Origin of the sequence: Vannielia litorea, from assembly GCF_018424695.1 — a bacterium.
In the GTDB taxonomy this organism is placed as follows: domain Bacteria; phylum Pseudomonadota; class Alphaproteobacteria; order Rhodobacterales; family Rhodobacteraceae; genus Vannielia; species Vannielia litorea_A.
This window is the reverse complement of record NZ_QTNQ01000005.1, coordinates 53,643-69,807: the sequence shown is the minus strand read 5'-3', so window position 1 is coordinate 69,807 and position 16,165 is coordinate 53,643. Positions and strand designations below refer to the sequence as shown.

Below are 16,165 nucleotides of genomic sequence, written 5' to 3'. Positions count from 1 at the left end.
TTGCCGAACGGACTCCGGATGTGCGGGGCGGCGCTTCCATTGCGAGGCCATCAGATCGCGCCGATGGAGAGGTTCTGGAACATGCCCCAGAGCGCGGTCACGAAGATTGACAGCATCCCGATGACCTGGGTGATGAAACGGTGCTTATGCATCCGCTCATACAGCCCCTCGCCGTCGGCGGCGCGGATCTGGCGGGCGCAGCGCACACCGAGTGCGAGCACGAGGCTCATCGGCGCGGCGAGGAGGAACACGGCTTGCGAAAACTCCGACCCGTACCAGAAGCCGATGAGGCAGAGCGACGTGAGCGTGAAGAAGGTGATCCCGATGAGCCAGAGGCCGGCCTGATCGGCAATGTAGAGGATGCGATTCACATTGACCCGCACCATGTCATGAAGGTCTGCCTCAGCCTCGCCTCCATGGCGCCGGGCACGTTGCACCAGATCCCATGGCACGCCGAGCACGAAGTGCGAGGAGGTCGACCACAGAACAGCAAGGGCGATCCAGTACCACAGGTTGGAAAAGGACCGCATGTCGATCAGCTCGAATACGGTTTCGTACCAGTCCAGCACCTGTGCCTGCCCCTTTGGCCGCTGCGGGCCGGTTGTCGAAGTTGGCGCAATCTAGCCGCCTCAGCCCGGAATGGAAGCCTTGTCGCGGCGCAATTTCCATGGCACGGCCCTCATGTGACTGAAAAACGAGGCTTGCCCATGCGTCCCACCGTCGCCCCCTACCCCGCCGCCCGTTTGCGGCGCACTCGAACCACCCCGGCGCTGCGCGGATTGGTCCGCGAAAACACGGTGACGGCGGATGACCTGATCTGGCCGGTCTTCCTGCGCGATGGCGAGGGCGAGCGCACTCCGGTGCCCTCGATGCCCGGAGTCGAGCGGCTGACGGTGGATCTTGTGGCAGAGGCCGCGCAGGAGGCCGCCGAACTGGGCATTCCGGCGATTTGTCTCTTTCCCTACACCGGCCCCGAAGCACGCACCGAAGATTGTGCCATGGCCTGGGACCCCGAGAACCTGACCAACCGGGCGATCCGCGCGATCAAGGCGGCGGCGCCCGAGGTGGCGGTGATGACCGACATCGCGCTCGACCCCTACAACATCAACGGCCATGACGGCTTTGTCGTGGATGGAGAGATCGTCAATGACGAGACGGTGGAGGCGCTGGTGAAGATGGCGCTGGCACAGGCCGAGGCAGGCGCCGATATCCTCGGCCCCTCCGACATGATGGATGGCCGGATCGGCGCGATCCGGAGCGCGCTGGAGGAGGCCGGGCACAGTAAGGTGTCGATCCTGAGCTATGCGGCCAAGTATGCCTCTGCGTTTTACGGCCCATTCCGCGATGCAGTCGGGGCCTCTGCCGCGCTCACCGGCGACAAGAATACCTACCAGATGGACCCGGCCAACAGTGACGAGGCGCTGCGGCTGGTGCAGCGCGACCTGGCGGAGGGGGCCGACATGGTGATGGTCAAGCCCGGCCTGCCCTATCTCGACATCATCCGCCGGGTGCGCGACACCTTCGGCGCCCCGACCTTCGCCTATCAGGTGAGCGGCGAATACGCGATGATCGAGGCGGCGGCGGCGAACGGCTGGATCGACGGCGAGAAGGTGATGGTAGAAAGCCTGATGGCCTTCAAACGCGCCGGGTGCATGGGGGTGCTCACCTATTTCGCGCCCCGGATGGCGCGGCGGCTGAAGGCGGGGTGAGACGCGTGGTGCACCATGAATGCGCACCCTGCGGGTTCGGCGGTGTAGGGTGCGCATTCATGGCGCACCTTGTGCGAGCCAAAAACCGCCCATTTCACCTCAACTTGTGGTGACAAGCCTGCCCGACACCCCTATAGATGGACAAAACCGGCGAAAACAGCCGGGTGAGGCATAAGGACAGGCGGATATGATGAGCAAATTCCCCAATCGACGTGTATTCCTCGCAGGGCTCGGCGCGACCACCGCGCTTTCGGCCTGTGGCAACGGCGTGGGCTCCAACAATGGCCCGCGGATCGACGCGCGGGTCGACAGCACGCGGAACTACCTTTTCTCGCGCTACCCCGGCACAGCCGAACTGGAGCAGAAGGCCGCAGGCGTGCTCTTCATGCCGCTGGTCACCAAGGCGGGCTTTGGCGTGGGCGGCAGCTACGGGCGCGGCGCGCTCAGGATCGACAATGCGACTGTCGATTACTACAACGCGATCCAGGCCAACATCGGCTTCCAGATCGGTGCCCAGCAATACGCCCATGCGCTGTTCTTCATGACCCCGGCGGCGCTGCGCGACTTCCGCACCTCCACCGGCTGGTCGGTGGGGGCGGATGCCGAATACGCGCTCAACGACAACGCCGGCAACCTCTCGGCCGAAACGCTCACCGCGCTCGCACCGGTGATCGCCGTGATCTTCGGCCAGGCCGGGCTGATCGTCGGCGCGACGCTCGAAGGCACCAAATACAATCGGATCATCCCGTGAAGCGGTGACCAGACGATCGACCTTGGGGCACCCTTCGGGGTGCCCTTTTTGTTCATGACAAGAGCAAGTGTGCACGCATAAGCTGATTGCGGGAGGACAAAGATATGAAACACATGACCCGGGCAGCCCTGATCGCCGCCCTTGCCCCTGTCACCGCCAGCGCGGCAACGAGCTGCGCCGACATGGGCTCTGCCGCGCCCGAAGGCGTGACGATCACCGAGGCCACGGCGCTCCCTGAGGGAGACGACGTGTCGATGGTGGCGCAATGCCTGCTGCGTGGCGTGATGGCAGAGCGCACCGGCATGGACGGAAAGAGCTATGCGATCCGGTTCGAGCTGCGTCTGCCAGAGGCGTGGGACGGGCGGTTCATGCACCAGTTCAACGGCGGCAACGACGGCGAGGTGAAGCCGGCCGTCGGCGCCGGCACAGGTGTTGGGGCCCCGGCGTTGGAACGCGGCTTCGCCGTGGTCAGCTCGGATGCCGGCCACGACGGCAAGGCGAACCCCGAAGCCGGACTTGCAGGGGGCAACCTCTTCGGGCTCGATTTCGAGGCGCGGCGGGACTACGGTTATGGCGCGGTGGCCAAGCTGCACCCGGTCGCATTGGCGCTGACCGAGGCACATTATGGCAGCGCGCCCGAGCATGTGTATGGCTTTGGGACATCCAACGGCGGGCGGCATGCCATGGTGGCCGCTGAGCGTATGCCCGAGGCCTTCGATGGCCTGCTTGCCGGTTACCCCGGATTCCGCCTGCCCCGCGCCGCGATTCAGCATGCGTGGGATGTGCAGCAGTTCCGGTCGGTCGCGCCGAGCCTTGCAGAGAGTTTCAGCCGCGACGACCTGTCCCTGGTGGCCCAGAAGATCAACGCGGCCTGTGACGGGCTGGATGGCCTTGAAGATGGCGTGGTGTCGGATACCACTGCCTGCCAGCGGGCATTCGATCCGGCCGTGCTTGTGTGCGAGGCGGGTCAGAACAGTGACTGCCTGTCCGCCGCACAGGTGGCCGCGCTGGAGGCCATCCATGCCGGGCCCACCAACGGGGCTGGTGAGCAGCTTTACAGCGACTGGTCCTGGGATCCGGGGATTGCCAGCGGCAACTGGCGGTTCTGGAAGATCGAGAGCACGGTGCCGCCCTGGGGGATGAAGCCGATCATCGCGGTGATGGGCGCAGGCAGCCTATCGCATGTCTTCTCCACCCCGCCCACGGTGGTGGAGGGCACGCCCGATGCGTTGGAGGCCTTCCTGATGGGCTACGACTTCGACACCGAGCCCGCCAAGGTGGACGCGGTGACAGAGGCCTTCCCCGAAAGCCCGATGCAGGTGATGAGCCCGCCCAATGCCGACAACCCCACGCTGGAGGGCCTTCAGGAGGCCGGTGGCAAGCTGGTGGTGTTTCACGGTACGGCAGACCCGGTGTTCTCCTTCAATGACACCGCCCGCTGGTTCGAGGCGCTGAACGGCAACAACCCCGATGCGGTGGATTTTGTGCGGTTCTATGCGATTCCGGGCATGCCCCATGGTCAGGGCGGTAACTCCGCAGACAGCGCAGACCTTCTCGGTGCGTTGATCGCTTGGGTCGAAGACGGGCAGGCTCCCGACGAGGTGGATACCGCCTTTCGCGCCGGAAACCCCGAAGCCGGAGGCAACGCCGGTGCAAAGCGCGTGCTCTGCCCCTGGCCCGAGGTTCTGCGCCACGATGGAAGCGGCTTTACCTGCGCCGAATGACCCAAAGCGCGGGGCTGCCTGATGGCCCCGCGCAGAATACCGCTATACAGCGCCCCCGGCGGGCTGTAGAGACGCGCCCTTACGCCCCTCTCCTCTCCCCGGATACTGACCTGTGAAACAAGCCCTCGCCACCGCCATCGCCGACCGCGGCTACACCAGCCTGACCCCCGTGCAGGAGGCGGTTGGTGACCCGGCCCACGCAGGGGCCGATCTGCTGGTTTCGGCACAAACCGGCTCGGGCAAGACCCTGGGCTTCGGCATCGCCATTGCACCCACTCTGCTGGGTGAGGCCGAGGCCTTCGGCCCCGCGGAGGTGCCGCTGGCGCTGGTGATCGCGCCCACGCGGGAGTTGGCATTGCAGGTGAAGCGGGAGCTCTCGTGGCTTTACGCAGGTGCGGGGGCTGTCGTGGCCTCCTGTGTCGGCGGCATGGATATGCGCGATGAGCGGCGCGCCTTGGCACGCGGCGCGCATATCGTGGTGGCCACGCCGGGCCGCCTGCGCGACCATATCTTGCGTGGATCGATGGAGATGCAGGGCATCCGCGCCGTGGTGCTCGACGAGGCCGACGAGATGCTTGACCTCGGCTTTCGCGAGGAGCTGGAGTTCATCCTCGGCGAAGCGCCGCAAGAGCGCCAGACGCTGCTCTTCTCGGCCACGGTGCCCCCTGCCATCGCCGAACTTGCCAAGAGCTACCAGCGCGATGCGGTGCGCATCGAGAGCAAGGCCGACACCAGCCAGCACGCCGATATCGAGTATCTGGCGATGGCCGTGGCGGAGGCCGACCTTGAGCATTGCGTGATAAACACCCTGCGCTATTACGAAGCGCCCAATGCAATCGTCTTCGCCAACACCCGTGCGACCGTGGGCCGGATTACCACGCGGCTGGCGAACCGGGGCTTCAAGGTTGTGGCACTTTCGGGCGAGCTTTCGCAGCAGGAGCGGACCAACGCGCTTCAGGCCATGCGCGACGGCCGGGCACGGGTTTGCGTGGCCACCGATGTGGCGGCCCGGGGGATCGACCTGCCCAACCTCGATCTGGTGGTGCATGCCGAGCTGCCCGGCAGCCACGAAACCCTGCTCCACCGCTCGGGCCGCACTGGGCGCGCGGGCCGCAAGGGGGTGAGCGTGCTGGTCGTCACCCCCCGCAGCCGCAAGAAGGCGCTGCGGGTGTTAGGCATGGCGCAGATCACCGCCAAATGGGCCGAGCCGCCCTCAGCCGAGGCGGTGCAGGCCCGCGATGCCGACAGAATGCTGGAAGACCCGGTTTGGGAGGAGGCCCCGCGCGAAGAGGAGGCCGATGCAATTGCCCGACTGGTCGACCGGTTCAGCCCCGAGCTGCTTGCGGCGGCCTTTCTGCGCAACTATACCAGCCAGCATTCGGCGCCCGAAGAGCTTTCGGGTGACCTGAAGCCGAAGCCGCGCGAAGAGTTCGGAGCGTCCGTCTGGTTCTCGGTCAGCCAGGGCCGCAATCAGGGTGCGGAGCCGCGCAGGCTGTTGCCGATGCTCTGCAAGGGCGGCGGGCTGACGCGCGATGACATCGGCGCCATCCGGGTTGGCGCGGATGAGAGCTACGTTGAGGTGCGGGAAGGCGCGGTCAAACGCCTGCGCGATCACCTGGGCGCGGATATGACCGTGGAAGGCCGCACGCGGCTGGCGCAGGTCGATGGCGTGCCGGAGGGGCTGGACCGCCCCGCCCGAGGGCCTAAGCCTGAACGAAAAGGCAGGTTCGACAAACCGGGCAAGGCGAAAGGGCCAGCGAGGCCCAAACGCGAGCCGCGTGTGGAGCAGGCCATGGAAGAGCCGCGAAAGGCGACGCCCGAGTCGGTCCCTGCCCCGGCGGCCCCGGCCCAACCCACGCAGGCGCCGTCGTCGGCCCCCCAGAAGGGCCTGCGCAAGCCGCGCCATGGCTCGGCGGCGGAAACATACCGGGCAGGCGCGGCCGATCCGAGCGCACCGATGGGCAAACCCCGCCGCAAGGGGCCGCCGCCCCCGCCGGGCAAGCCGAGCAGCAAGAAGAACCGGGCGCGCGCGGCGGAGGGCGGCGGCGACGCGCGGCCCGTCCGCAAAGAGGGCAAGCCGTCTGGCAAGTTTGGCGGCAAACCCGGCGGCAAGCCCGCAGGAAAGTTCGGCGGAAAGCCGGGAGGCAAACCCGCCGGTGGCTTCAAGGGCAAATCCGGCGGGAAACCGGGCGCGCGGCCCGGTGGTAAGCCCGGCGGAAAACCCGCAGGCAAGTTTGCCGGACCGAAGCGCGGAAAAACCTGACCGCGGTCAGTCGAAGGCCTTGAGGCGCTTGATGAGCGATGAGGTGTCCCAGCGCCCGCCGCCCATGGTCTGCACGTCCTTGTAGAACTGGTCGACCACCGCCGTTATCGGCAGGGCCGCGCCGATCTCGTTACCGGTGGACAGGCAGATATCGAGATCCTTGCGCATCCAGTCCACCGCAAAACCGTGGGTGAAGTGATCGTCCACCATGGTCTCGTAACGGTTGGCCATCTGCCAACTGCCCGCCGCGCCGTCCTTGATGACCTGAACCACCGCTTTCGGGTCGAGCCCGGCCTTCTGGGCGAAGTTGATGCCCTCTGAGAGCCCCTGCACCAGCCCCGCAATGCAGATCTGGTTGACGCATTTGGTGAGCTGGCCAGCGCCGCTCTCCCCCATCAGCTGGCAATTCTTGGCATAGGCGTCGATGATGGCTTCGGCCCTTGCATAGGCGCCCTCGTCACCGCCGCACATCACGGCCAGCGCCCCGTTCTCGGCACCCGCCTGCCCGCCGGAGACGGGCGCATCCACGAAACTGACCTGGCCTTCATTGGCCGCGGCATACATCTCGCGGGTGACGGCGGCGCTGACGGTGGTGTGATCGACGAAAACGCTGCCCGCGCTCATCGCCGCAAGCGCCCCACCCTCGCCCACGCAGACAGCGCGCAGGTCATCATCGTTGCCGACACAGGCCATGACAAAATCTTGCCCATCGGCTGCCTCGGCAGGTGTTTTCGCAGCTTTTCCGCCGTGCTCTTCCACCCATTTTTCGGCCTTGGCAAAGGTGCGGTTGTACACCGTCACCTCATGCCCGGCCTTCGCCAGGTGCCCGGCCATCGGGTAGCCCATGACGCCCAGTCCAAGAAATGCCACCTTCGCCATGTCTTTATCCTCCCGCATGGTTCCATTACGTTGGCTTCCTAACTACCCCGCAGGGGCTGAAGGTCAACCGAGGGACATTCATGGCACGCATCTTTCGCTGGCTTCTGCGGACCGTGACGGGCGTGCTTCTGCTCGCTTTCCTCGCCGCCTGCATCACCTATTACCTCGCCTCGCGGTCGCTCCCGGATTACAACGCACGGCTCACCGTGGCGGGGCTTTCCGGGCCGGTGGAGATCGTGCGCGACAACGCGAATGTGCCGCATATCTTCGGCTCCACCGATGAAGACGTCTACTTCGGCCTCGGCTTTGCCCACGCGCAGGACCGGCTCTGGCAGATCACCATGGCGCGACGCGCGGCGCAGGGCCGGCTTTCGGAGCTCTTTGGCGTGCGCACGGCCAAGACCGATGAGCTGCTGCGGCGGTTCGGGCTTTACGAGGCCGCCTCGGCGTCGCTCTCATCGCTCGATGCCGAGACCCGGGGCGCGCTTGAGGCCTATTCGGCGGGCATCAACGCCTGGATCAACGCCGTGAACGAAGGGGCATTGGGGCGCGGCGCGCCGGAATTCTTCCTGTTCTCGCGTGAGATTGCGCCATGGCGGCCTGCCGATACCGTGGCGATGGGCAAGGTGATGGCGCTCCAGCTTTCCGGGCAGCTTCCTCAGGAGGTGCTGCGCGCGCGGGTCTCGCTGCAACTGCCCGAGGCGCGGCTGGCCGATATCCTGCCCGATGATCCCTCGAGCGGCACCGCCGCCCTGCCCGATTATGCCAGCCTCGTGCCCATCGACGGCCCGCAGGATGGCTGGACCCAATTCGCCCTAGATCCGCTTTCGCCGGTCAAGCCCCCCGCCTTTGCCGGGGCCTCCAACGCCTGGGCTGCGGCGCCCAAGCGCTCGGCGGCGGGCAAGTCGCTTTTGGCGAACGATCCGCACCTTGAACTGACGGCGCCGACGATCTGGTATCTGGCCCGTATCGAGCTGGAAACGGGCGGCGTGATCGGGGCGACGATCCCAGGCATTCCCTTCGTGCTTTCAGGCCGGTCGGATGCGCTGGCCTGGGGCATCACCTCGGCCTACCTCGACGATCAGGACGTGTTCATGGAGGAGCTGAACCCGGCCAACAGCCAGGAATACCGCACGCCAACGGGCTGGAAGCGCTTTTCGACCAAGAGTTCGATCATCCGGATCAAGGATGCTGAGCCGATCACCATCACGCTGCGGCGCACCGAGAACGGCCCGGTGCTGCCCGGCTCCCATTACAACCTCTCGTCGGTCACCCCACCCGGCCACGTGGCCGCGCTGGGGTGGACAGCACTTTCCCCCCGCGACACCTCGATGCAGGCGGCGATGGGGCTTCAGAAGGCGAAGTCGATCGAAGAGGCCATCGACGCGATGGAGCTCTTCATCGCGCCAGCCCAGAACCTCACGCTTGCCGAGCCCGAGCGGGTGGCGCTGAAGATGGTGGGCGCCATGCCCCGCCGCAACCCGGCGCATTCCAGCCAGGGCCGGATGCCTGCGCTTGGATGGCGCGCCGAGAACCGCTGGTCGGGGCGCATCCCCTACGCGAAGAACCCCGAGTTCATCGACCCCGAAGGAGGCATTCTGGGCAATACCAACAACAAGACGGTCAATAGGCCCTTCCCCGAGCATGTGGCCTTTCGCTGGGGCGATACGCAGCGCATCCAGCGGTGGACCCGGCTTATGCAGAACCGCGAGGTCCACACCCGCGAAAGTTTCATCGAGACCCAGCTCGATACCGTCAGCTTCACCGCGCGGGCGCTGCTGCCGCTGATCGCGAAAGACCTCTGGTTCACCGGAGAGGCCGCGCCCGAGGGCACGACCGAACGGCAACGCCAACGCGCGCTGGAACTTCTGGCCAACTGGAACGGCGAGATGAGCGAGCACCTGCCCGAGCCGCTGATCTTTGCAGCCTGGCTCAGGCATCTGCAAAACCGGCTGATCCGCGACGAACTTGGCCCGCTTGCCGCAGAGTTCAACCACCCGGAGCCGCTGTTTCTTGAACGGGTGTTCCGCGATGTCGACGGTGCTGCGATATGGTGCGATGTTGTGCAATCGACTGCCGAGGAGAGCTGCACCGACATTGCCCGCATCGCGCTGGACGAGGCGCTGCTCTGGATCGGCGAAAACTACGGCACCCAGCTTGAAAGCCTGCGCTGGGGCGATGCCCACGAGGCCCAGCACGATCACCAGGTGCTGGGCGAGGTGCCGGTGCTGAAGTGGATCGTGAACATCCACCAGAGCACCTCCGGCGGGGATTTCACCCTGCTCCGAGGTCGCACCAAGGGCACCGGACCGGCCCCCTATGCCAATGTCCACGGTGCGGGCTATCGCGGGGTGTATGACTTCTCCGATCCTGACAGCTCGGTCTTCATCACGGCAACCGGCCAGTCAGGGCACCCGCTGTCACGCCACTACGACGATCTCGGCGCGCTGTGGCGGCGCGGCGAGTACATCCCGATGTCGCTAGACCCGGAGCTGGCCCGTGCGGCCAACGTGGGCGTGACGGTGCTGACGCCAGCGGAGTGACAGCCGTGCGCCCCGGGCGTCAGGGCTCGTCCCGCGCCCGCTCTTCCAGCGCCTTCCGGGTGGCGAAGTAGCCGAAATCCTTGACCAGAAGCACAAGGTCACCTTCCGCGTCGAAGCCTGCGTAAATGTCGGCGGAGAAGGTCTCGAAGCTGGGGTCAAAGAGCAACACGTCACGGCCTTCCGCCGAGAGCGTGGCCAGCGGGATTGCTGCATCGGCCTCCGCCAGCGCCGCCCTGACGGCCTCTTCGTCAAGGCGCGCCACGGCCTCCACATCGCCCAGGGCCACCACGTCATCCGAAGAGAAGTCGAGGTCGATGGGGCGGTTCTTTCGGCCCACCGTCTCCCAGGTTTCCACCGGGTCTTCGGAGAGGCGCAGGGCGACCATCCCGATCACACGGGGCTCGTCGACCGGGCGATAGATGAGGGCCGGATAGCGCCCTTCCGGCACATCCAGATCGAAGGCCGGGCGATCTGCCGAGGCGATCGGGTCTGTCAGGGTCAGTCCGGCGGGGCCGATATCGACCTCTCCGGCCTCGATAACCTCAGCGCCCTGTGCCGCCGGGTCTCCGGTGACAACCTCGGCGGAAGAGAAGACCTCGGTTTCAAGGGCACCGCCCAGTCCGGAGCCCTCGCCTTGCAGGCCCGCAACCACCAGGAACGCGCCGCCGCCCAGCATGAGCGCCGCCCAAATGCCGCCGCCGATCCAGTAGTAATGTTTCTGGCTCTTCAGCACCTGCGCCTCCACGATAGACCTGCGCCTGCGCCCACGCGGAGCAGGCCCATCGCCCATGCCCCCTGCCCGCTCACAGCTTGGAAAACTCCGCCTTCTGGCGCGGCGTCCAGCGCAGGCTCAGGGTCCAGCCTTCTTCCGTCTCCTCCTCCTGCTCCACCACGCCCCGCTCGAAGAGCCAGGCCCGTGCGCGGCCCTCGCTGAACGGCAGCGTGAGGGTTTCCTCGCTGCGCACCCCTTCAAGGTGGGCGGTGACTACGGTCTGAAGGTCGTCCAGCCCGGCTCCGGAGACAGCCGATATCACCAGCACGTCCTCACGACGCGCGGCCTGGTTGCGAACGGCATCCGCGTCTTCGTCCGCCAGCAGGTCAATCTTGTTCCAGAGTTCGAGGCGCGGCACGGTTTCGGCCACGCCGAGGCTGTCCAGAATGCTGTCCACGTCGCGCGCCTGGTTCTCGGTTTCGTCCGAGGCGATGTCGCGCACGTGGAGGATGAGATCGGCCTCCAGCACCTCTTCCAGCGTGGCCCGGAAAGCCGCGACCAGTTCGGTCGGGAGGTTGGAGATGAAGCCCACGGTGTCGGAGAGGATCACCTTGTCGCCGGAGTTCAGCTCGATGGCGCGCATCGTCGGGTCGAGCGTGGCGAAGAGCATGTCCTTTGCCATCACCTCTGCCCCGGTCAGACGGTTAAACAAGGTGGACTTGCCCGCGTTGGTGTAGCCTACCAGCGCGACCACCGGAAACGGCACCTTGGCGCGAGCGGCGCGATGCAACGCGCGGGTTTTCGTGACCTTGGACAGCTGGCGGCGGATGCGGGTGACGGCCTCGTCAATGGCGCGGCGGTCGGCCTCGATCTGGGTTTCGCCGGGGCCGCCGACAAAGCCGAGGCCGCCGCGCTGCCGCTCAAGGTGTGTCCAGGCGCGCACAAGCCGGGTGCGCTGGTAGGAGAGCGCCGCAAGCTCGACCTGCAGCACACCCTCCCGGGTGGCGGCGCGATCAGCGAAGATCTCGAGGATCAGCCCGGTCCGGTCCAGCAGTTTGACCTTCCAGGCCTGCTCCAGGTTGCGTTGCTGCACCGGCGTCACCGGCCCGTCGATCAGCACAAGGCCGATGTCCTGGGCCTGCATCAGCGCCTTGAGTTCATCCATTTTGCCGCTGCCGAAAAGCGTCCCGGGCTGCGGCTGGCGCAAAGACACAACCTCTCCGGCGACAACCTCCAGCCCCGGAAGGGCCAACGCGAGGGCCATCGCCTCTTCAAGCGCGGGCCCGGCGGCGCGGCGCTCGGGGTCTGTCTGGATGTCGGGGTGGAGCACCAACGCACGGGTCGGCCGCTCCGCGGTATCGTAAAATTCCGCTATTCTTCGCCCTCGTAGAGGCTGATCGGCTGTGCCGGCATGACGGTTGAAATCGCATGCTTGTAGACAAGCTGGGATTGTCCGTCGCGGCGCAGCAGGACGCAGAAGTTGTCAAACCATGTGATAACGCCCTGAAGTTTCACGCCGTTGATCAGGAAGATGGTCACCGGGACCTTCGTCTTCCGCACATGATTGAGAAATGCATCCTGCAAATTCTGTTTGTCGTTGGCCATTTCAATGCCTTGTTCTTGTCGTTGCTTCGGTCACGCACGCATTCGGGCGCCCTGCCTCGGACCGCGAGCCCCCGTCCACGGGGCCACTATGGAGGCTGCATTGCCAAGATTCCACCCCCAAATTCAGAGCGCTAGCCGCGCTGCGGCAAGGGGGCCTCAGGCGCGCCAGAATTCGGGATTGAGCAGGGCGATGAGGGCCAGCGCCTCGACCCGGCCCACCACCATCGCCCCAGCGAGGATTGTCTTGGCCGTGTCGGTGACCTGAATGTAGCTGATCGCACCGCCGCCACCTACTTCAGCGAGTTGCCCTGCAGTGGAGAGGGCCGAGAGCGACAACACCATGGATTGCTCGAAGGTCAGCCCGGTGGCCGCCAGCATCGCCGAAATCCCGGCCAGCGACATCGCGTAGAGCATGAAAAACAGCCAGGCGATATAGGCGCCCCGCCGCCGCATGTGCCGCCCGAAAGCACCGCCCGAGCCGCTGATGGAATGCGGGTGCACCAGCCGCTCCATCTCGCGGTGGCCGTGCTTGTAGAGCGCATAAACCCTCAGCAGCTTCACCCCGCCCGCCGTGGTAGCCACGCCGCCGCCCACCAGCGCCAGCCCCATCAGCACCATGCCAGGCGTCTGCAGGCCCGACCATGTTTCCGTGCCGCCCCATTCGGCACTGGTGAATCCCGTGGTCGTCAGGAAGCTCGCCACCGAGAAGACGGCTCCCCAGAGCGCGCGCAGCGCGGCGCCGAGATCGGCCACGTCGTCCACCTCGAAGGCGCCGATCCAGTGGCGCAGGAACAGGGCCGAGGGGACGAGGATGATGGTGTAGAAGGCAATGCGCGCTTCCACGTCGCGATAGACGGCGCTGATCCGGTCGGGCCCGTACCCGTAGCCAGGCGAGAAGGTTTTGCGGCTGAAGGCGAAGACGAAGAAAAACAGGATCATCGCCTCGCCCACCAGCCCGGCGCGGGCCTCCGAAAGCCCGTCGACGGGTGAGATTCCGGAGGTGGAGAGCACGCTCATCGCGTGGCAGATGGCAATAAGCGGGTCTTCGCCGGCGCCCACCAGGGAGATCCAGAGAACGCCCGTGAGTGCGATGTAAACCGGGCCCATCTGCAACGCCAGCCGCACGAGGCGCTCGCGCGGGTCGGTCTGGGCATCGGCATCCAGCACCCTGTCGCGCCGGGATCCCGATCCGGGGCGCGCCATCGAAGTGACCTCGAAGCCGCCGAGGTTGAGCGGGGCCATGATGGCCGCCGCCGTGACCCAGATGAAGAGCCCCCCCATCCAGCCCACGATGGCGCGCCACAGATGCACCGTTTCGCGCAGCCGCTCCGGCTCGAACAGCGTTGCCCCGGTGGTGGTCAACGAAGAGAGCATCTCGAACCACGCATTGAAGTAGGTCGTGTTGCCCACCGCCTCGTAGAATGGCCAGGCGAGCATGAAGGGCAGCAGCGCATAGGCGGCCACGAGCGCGGTGAGGTGGCTGCGCGCAAGGCTGCGTGGCTTCATGTGGAAGGTGGCAATGCCGAGAAAGATGACCAGGACCAGAAACAGCGTGCCGGCATAGAAGAAACTGCGGGCCGACAACCAGTCTCGCACTGTGACGGCATGGAACACCGGCAGATACATCATCACCGCGCAGATCCCCATCAGGATGACGATCAGCGGGAGTTCGAGCAGGATGCGGCGCATGTCGCGGCGGCCTCAGAAAAAGTCGATGGAGACCTGCAACAGCCGCTCCACCTCGGGCACATCATCGGCCATGGCAAAGATCACGATCACGTCGCCCTCTTCGATGCGGGTTTCGGCCACCGGCTTGATGTATTCCTCGCTCCGCATCACGGCGCCCACGGTCACGCCCTCGGGGAAGTCGATGTCGCGGATCTTCTGGCCGGAGAGCGGCGAGGTGGAGAGCACCTGCGCCTCGATCACCTCGGCTTCGGCATCGCCGATGGAATAGACGCCGCGCACCCGACCATGGCGGATATGGCGCAGGATCGAGCTCACCGTGGTGGCGCGCGGGTTGATAAACGCATCAATCTCAAGCGGACGCATCAGCGGAACCAGCGTCGGGTCGTTCACAAGGCAAATGGCCATGGGGCAGCCGTTGGATTTGGCCCGCACGGCGGCCAGCAGGTTGACCTTGTCGTCATCGGTGACGCAGAGCACGGCGTCGGCCTTGTTGATGTTGGCCTCGATCAGCAGCTCCCGCGAGAGGCCGTCTCCATTGAGCACGATGGTCCGCTCCAGCGCGTCGGCGGCCTTTTCGGCAATCGAGCGCGACCGTTCGATAACCTTGGCCCGGATCCGGTCGGTCTGCTTCTCCAGCGCTTGCGCGACTGCGAGGCCGACGTTGCCGCCCCCGATGATCACGACGCGCTCCTGCTTACGCAGGACCTTGCCGAAAATCTCCATCGTCCGGGTCGTGTCATCGGTGTTGGCGCAGACATAGATCTGGTCACCGGCGAAGAGCTGGTCGCCCGGATCGGGGGCGAAGAGCTTGTTCTGGCGACGCACGCCCACAACGATGGCCCGGAGGGTTGAAAACAGGTCGGTCAACTGGCGCAGCGGGGTGTTGAGCACCGGGCAATCATCATCGAGCTGAATACCAAGAAGCTGGGCGCTCCCGCCCAGAAAACGCTCGGTGTCAAAGGCGGCCGGCGCGGCGAGGCGTTGAAGCGCGGCTTCGGCCACCTCGCGTTCGGGGCTGATCACCACGTCGATCGGCATGTGGTCACGGCGATAGAGATCGGAATAGATCGCCGTCAGGTAGCTCTGCGAGCGCAGGCGGGCGACCTTGCGCGGGATCGAAAACACCGAATGCGCCACCTGGCAGGTGACCATGTTCACCTCGTCCGAATGCGTAGCCGCGATGATCATGTCGGCATCCCGGGCGCCTGCCCTGTCGAGGATGTCCGGGTAGCTGGCATGGCCCGCAATGCCCTGCACATCGAGCGAATCCGTGGCCCGGCGCACGAGCTCGGCGTTGTTGTCCACCACAGTCACGTCGTTGCGCTCGCCCGAGAGGTGCCGCGCGATCTGCCAGCCGACCTGGCCCGCGCCACAGATGATGACCTTCATGGCCTTGAAGCCCTCCCGGGGCCTTTCGTTTCGTTCCGAAACATTGCTTGGCACGGGGCCGGGATGGGGTCAACGGGCGGCGCACACCGCTGCCCGGCCTTCAAAATACGAAGCCGCCGCGGAGGACGGCTGCTGTGATCCGATACAGGCGAACCGGTCAGCTCGCGGTGGTGGCCGGAACCGGGTAGATGAACCCGTCGATCGGATAGGGCCGCCCGTAAGCCGCAGGCTGGCTCTTCACTTTCACCACCGACCAGTCATTCTTCTCGGAAATGTCGATCACCGACATTCCGAGGCTGACCTGGTTGCGCTTCCAGTTGGCGTGGTCGATCTCGATTTCGCGGTCGGAGATCACCTTGGACACCACGGCGACATGCCCCATGGGCAGCTTGGAGGTGCCGGAGAACGCCATCACAGACCCGACCACCGGCGTGTGCCCCCGAGCATAGGTGCCGTGGGCGCTGCCCCACCAGGTGTTGGCGTTGCCGCGAATTTCCACGCCGCTCGCGTTGCGCGCAAAGGGCACACACCACACGCGCGCGCCGCGCGACCGCAGGCTGCGCGCTTCCGAGATGGCATAGTCGAGCAACTCGGGCTTGAGCTGCGGCGCCGTCATGGTGGAAAGGGTCTCATTGCCGCGCTTGGCCCCGCAGGCCGCCGTCAGCAAAAGTGCTGCGCAAAGCAGCGGAAATCGCAGGGCTTTTGCCCGATTGGTTGTCCCCAGCCTCATCCGTCCCTCGAGTATTTGTTCTCGCTGCGGTTTTTCTCTCCGATACGTGAACAAATTTCAAGCTCGGCTGAAATCGTGGCGGTAATCCTGCCTGCTCGTGGGCGACATTCTGCCAACTCGCCGCTTTTTTGAGCAGTCTACGCCCGGCAGATGGTGACGCTGGCGTGCCGG

At 65.8% G+C, this 16,165-nt stretch carries 13 protein-coding genes; 5 read left to right on the top strand and 8 right to left on the bottom strand.

Annotation, left to right across the window (positions count from 1 at the left end; translation table 11 throughout):
• Positions 1–50: 50 nt before the first annotated feature.
• Entirely contained in the window at positions 51–566 is a 516-nt protein-coding gene (locus DYI42_RS03405; RefSeq protein WP_213544556.1) for a component of SufBCD complex, read from the bottom strand.
• 141 nt (positions 567–707) lie between these two features.
• On the opposite strand from DYI42_RS03405, the gene hemB reads away from it, so the two are divergent.
• The 4 genes from hemB (at position 708) to DYI42_RS03385 (ending at position 6,447) form a co-directional block, all read left to right on the top strand.
• The gene (hemB, locus tag DYI42_RS03400; RefSeq protein WP_213544513.1) at positions 708–1,709 is read left to right on the top strand and encodes a porphobilinogen synthase; all 1,002 of its coding nucleotides are present in this window, start codon (positions 708–710) and stop codon (positions 1,707–1,709) included.
• Positions 1,710–1,899: 190 nt separating this feature from the next.
• Positions 1,900–2,460 (top strand): YSC84-related protein, encoded by a 561-nt coding sequence (locus tag DYI42_RS03395; protein WP_213544555.1) that lies wholly within the window; start codon positions 1,900–1,902, stop codon positions 2,458–2,460.
• A gap of 104 nt (positions 2,461–2,564) precedes the next feature.
• Positions 2,565–4,184, top strand: coding sequence for a tannase/feruloyl esterase family alpha/beta hydrolase (locus DYI42_RS03390; protein ID WP_213544512.1), 1,620 nt, complete (start codon positions 2,565–2,567; stop codon positions 4,182–4,184).
• A 112-nt stretch (positions 4,185–4,296) separates the two neighbouring features.
• A complete protein-coding gene (locus DYI42_RS03385) occupies positions 4,297–6,447 on the top strand; it encodes a DEAD/DEAH box helicase (protein ID WP_213544511.1) in 2,151 nt (716 codons plus the stop codon).
• Between the two features lie 6 nt (positions 6,448–6,453).
• Here the strand turns inward: DYI42_RS03385 and DYI42_RS03380 are convergent, their stop codons facing one another.
• On the bottom strand, positions 6,454–7,326 hold the full coding sequence (locus DYI42_RS03380) for an NAD(P)-dependent oxidoreductase (RefSeq protein WP_213544510.1): 873 nt from the start codon (positions 7,324–7,326) through the stop codon (positions 6,454–6,456).
• An 80-nt stretch (positions 7,327–7,406) separates the two neighbouring features.
• Here DYI42_RS03380 and DYI42_RS03375 point away from each other — a divergent pair, with 80 nt between their 5' ends.
• On the top strand, positions 7,407–9,869 hold the full coding sequence (locus DYI42_RS03375) for a penicillin acylase family protein (protein WP_213544509.1): 2,463 nt from the start codon (positions 7,407–7,409) through the stop codon (positions 9,867–9,869).
• A 19-nt stretch (positions 9,870–9,888) separates the two neighbouring features.
• On the opposite strand, the gene DYI42_RS03370 is transcribed toward DYI42_RS03375, so the two are convergent.
• From DYI42_RS03370 to DYI42_RS03345, 6 genes are all read right to left on the bottom strand, one after another.
• The gene (locus DYI42_RS03370) at positions 9,889–10,659 is read right to left on the bottom strand and encodes a hypothetical protein (RefSeq protein WP_213544508.1); all 771 of its coding nucleotides are present in this window, start codon (positions 10,657–10,659) and stop codon (positions 9,889–9,891) included.
• A 13-nt stretch (positions 10,660–10,672) separates the two neighbouring features.
• The gene (gene hflX / locus DYI42_RS03365) at positions 10,673–11,911 is read right to left on the bottom strand and encodes a GTPase HflX (protein ID WP_213544507.1); all 1,239 of its coding nucleotides are present in this window, start codon (positions 11,909–11,911) and stop codon (positions 10,673–10,675) included.
• Positions 11,912–11,952: 41 nt separating this feature from the next.
• The gene (hfq, locus tag DYI42_RS03360) at positions 11,953–12,186 is read right to left on the bottom strand and encodes an RNA chaperone Hfq (RefSeq protein ID WP_140014201.1); all 234 of its coding nucleotides are present in this window, start codon (positions 12,184–12,186) and stop codon (positions 11,953–11,955) included.
• 156 nt (positions 12,187–12,342) lie between these two features.
• Positions 12,343–13,875 carry a TrkH family potassium uptake protein gene (locus DYI42_RS03355; RefSeq protein WP_213544506.1) on the bottom strand — a complete coding sequence of 511 codons (1,533 nt, stop codon included), beginning with the start codon at positions 13,873–13,875 and terminating at the stop codon, positions 12,343–12,345.
• A gap of 12 nt (positions 13,876–13,887) precedes the next feature.
• A complete protein-coding gene (gene trkA, locus DYI42_RS03350) occupies positions 13,888–15,264 on the bottom strand; it encodes a Trk system potassium transporter TrkA (RefSeq protein ID WP_213544505.1) in 1,377 nt (458 codons plus the stop codon).
• A 157-nt stretch (positions 15,265–15,421) separates the two neighbouring features.
• Positions 15,422–15,994: a CHAP domain-containing protein gene (locus DYI42_RS03345; protein WP_213544504.1), complete on the bottom strand. Its 573-nt coding sequence runs from the start codon at positions 15,992–15,994 to the stop codon at positions 15,422–15,424.
• Between the last annotated feature and the right edge of the window lie 171 nt (positions 15,995–16,165).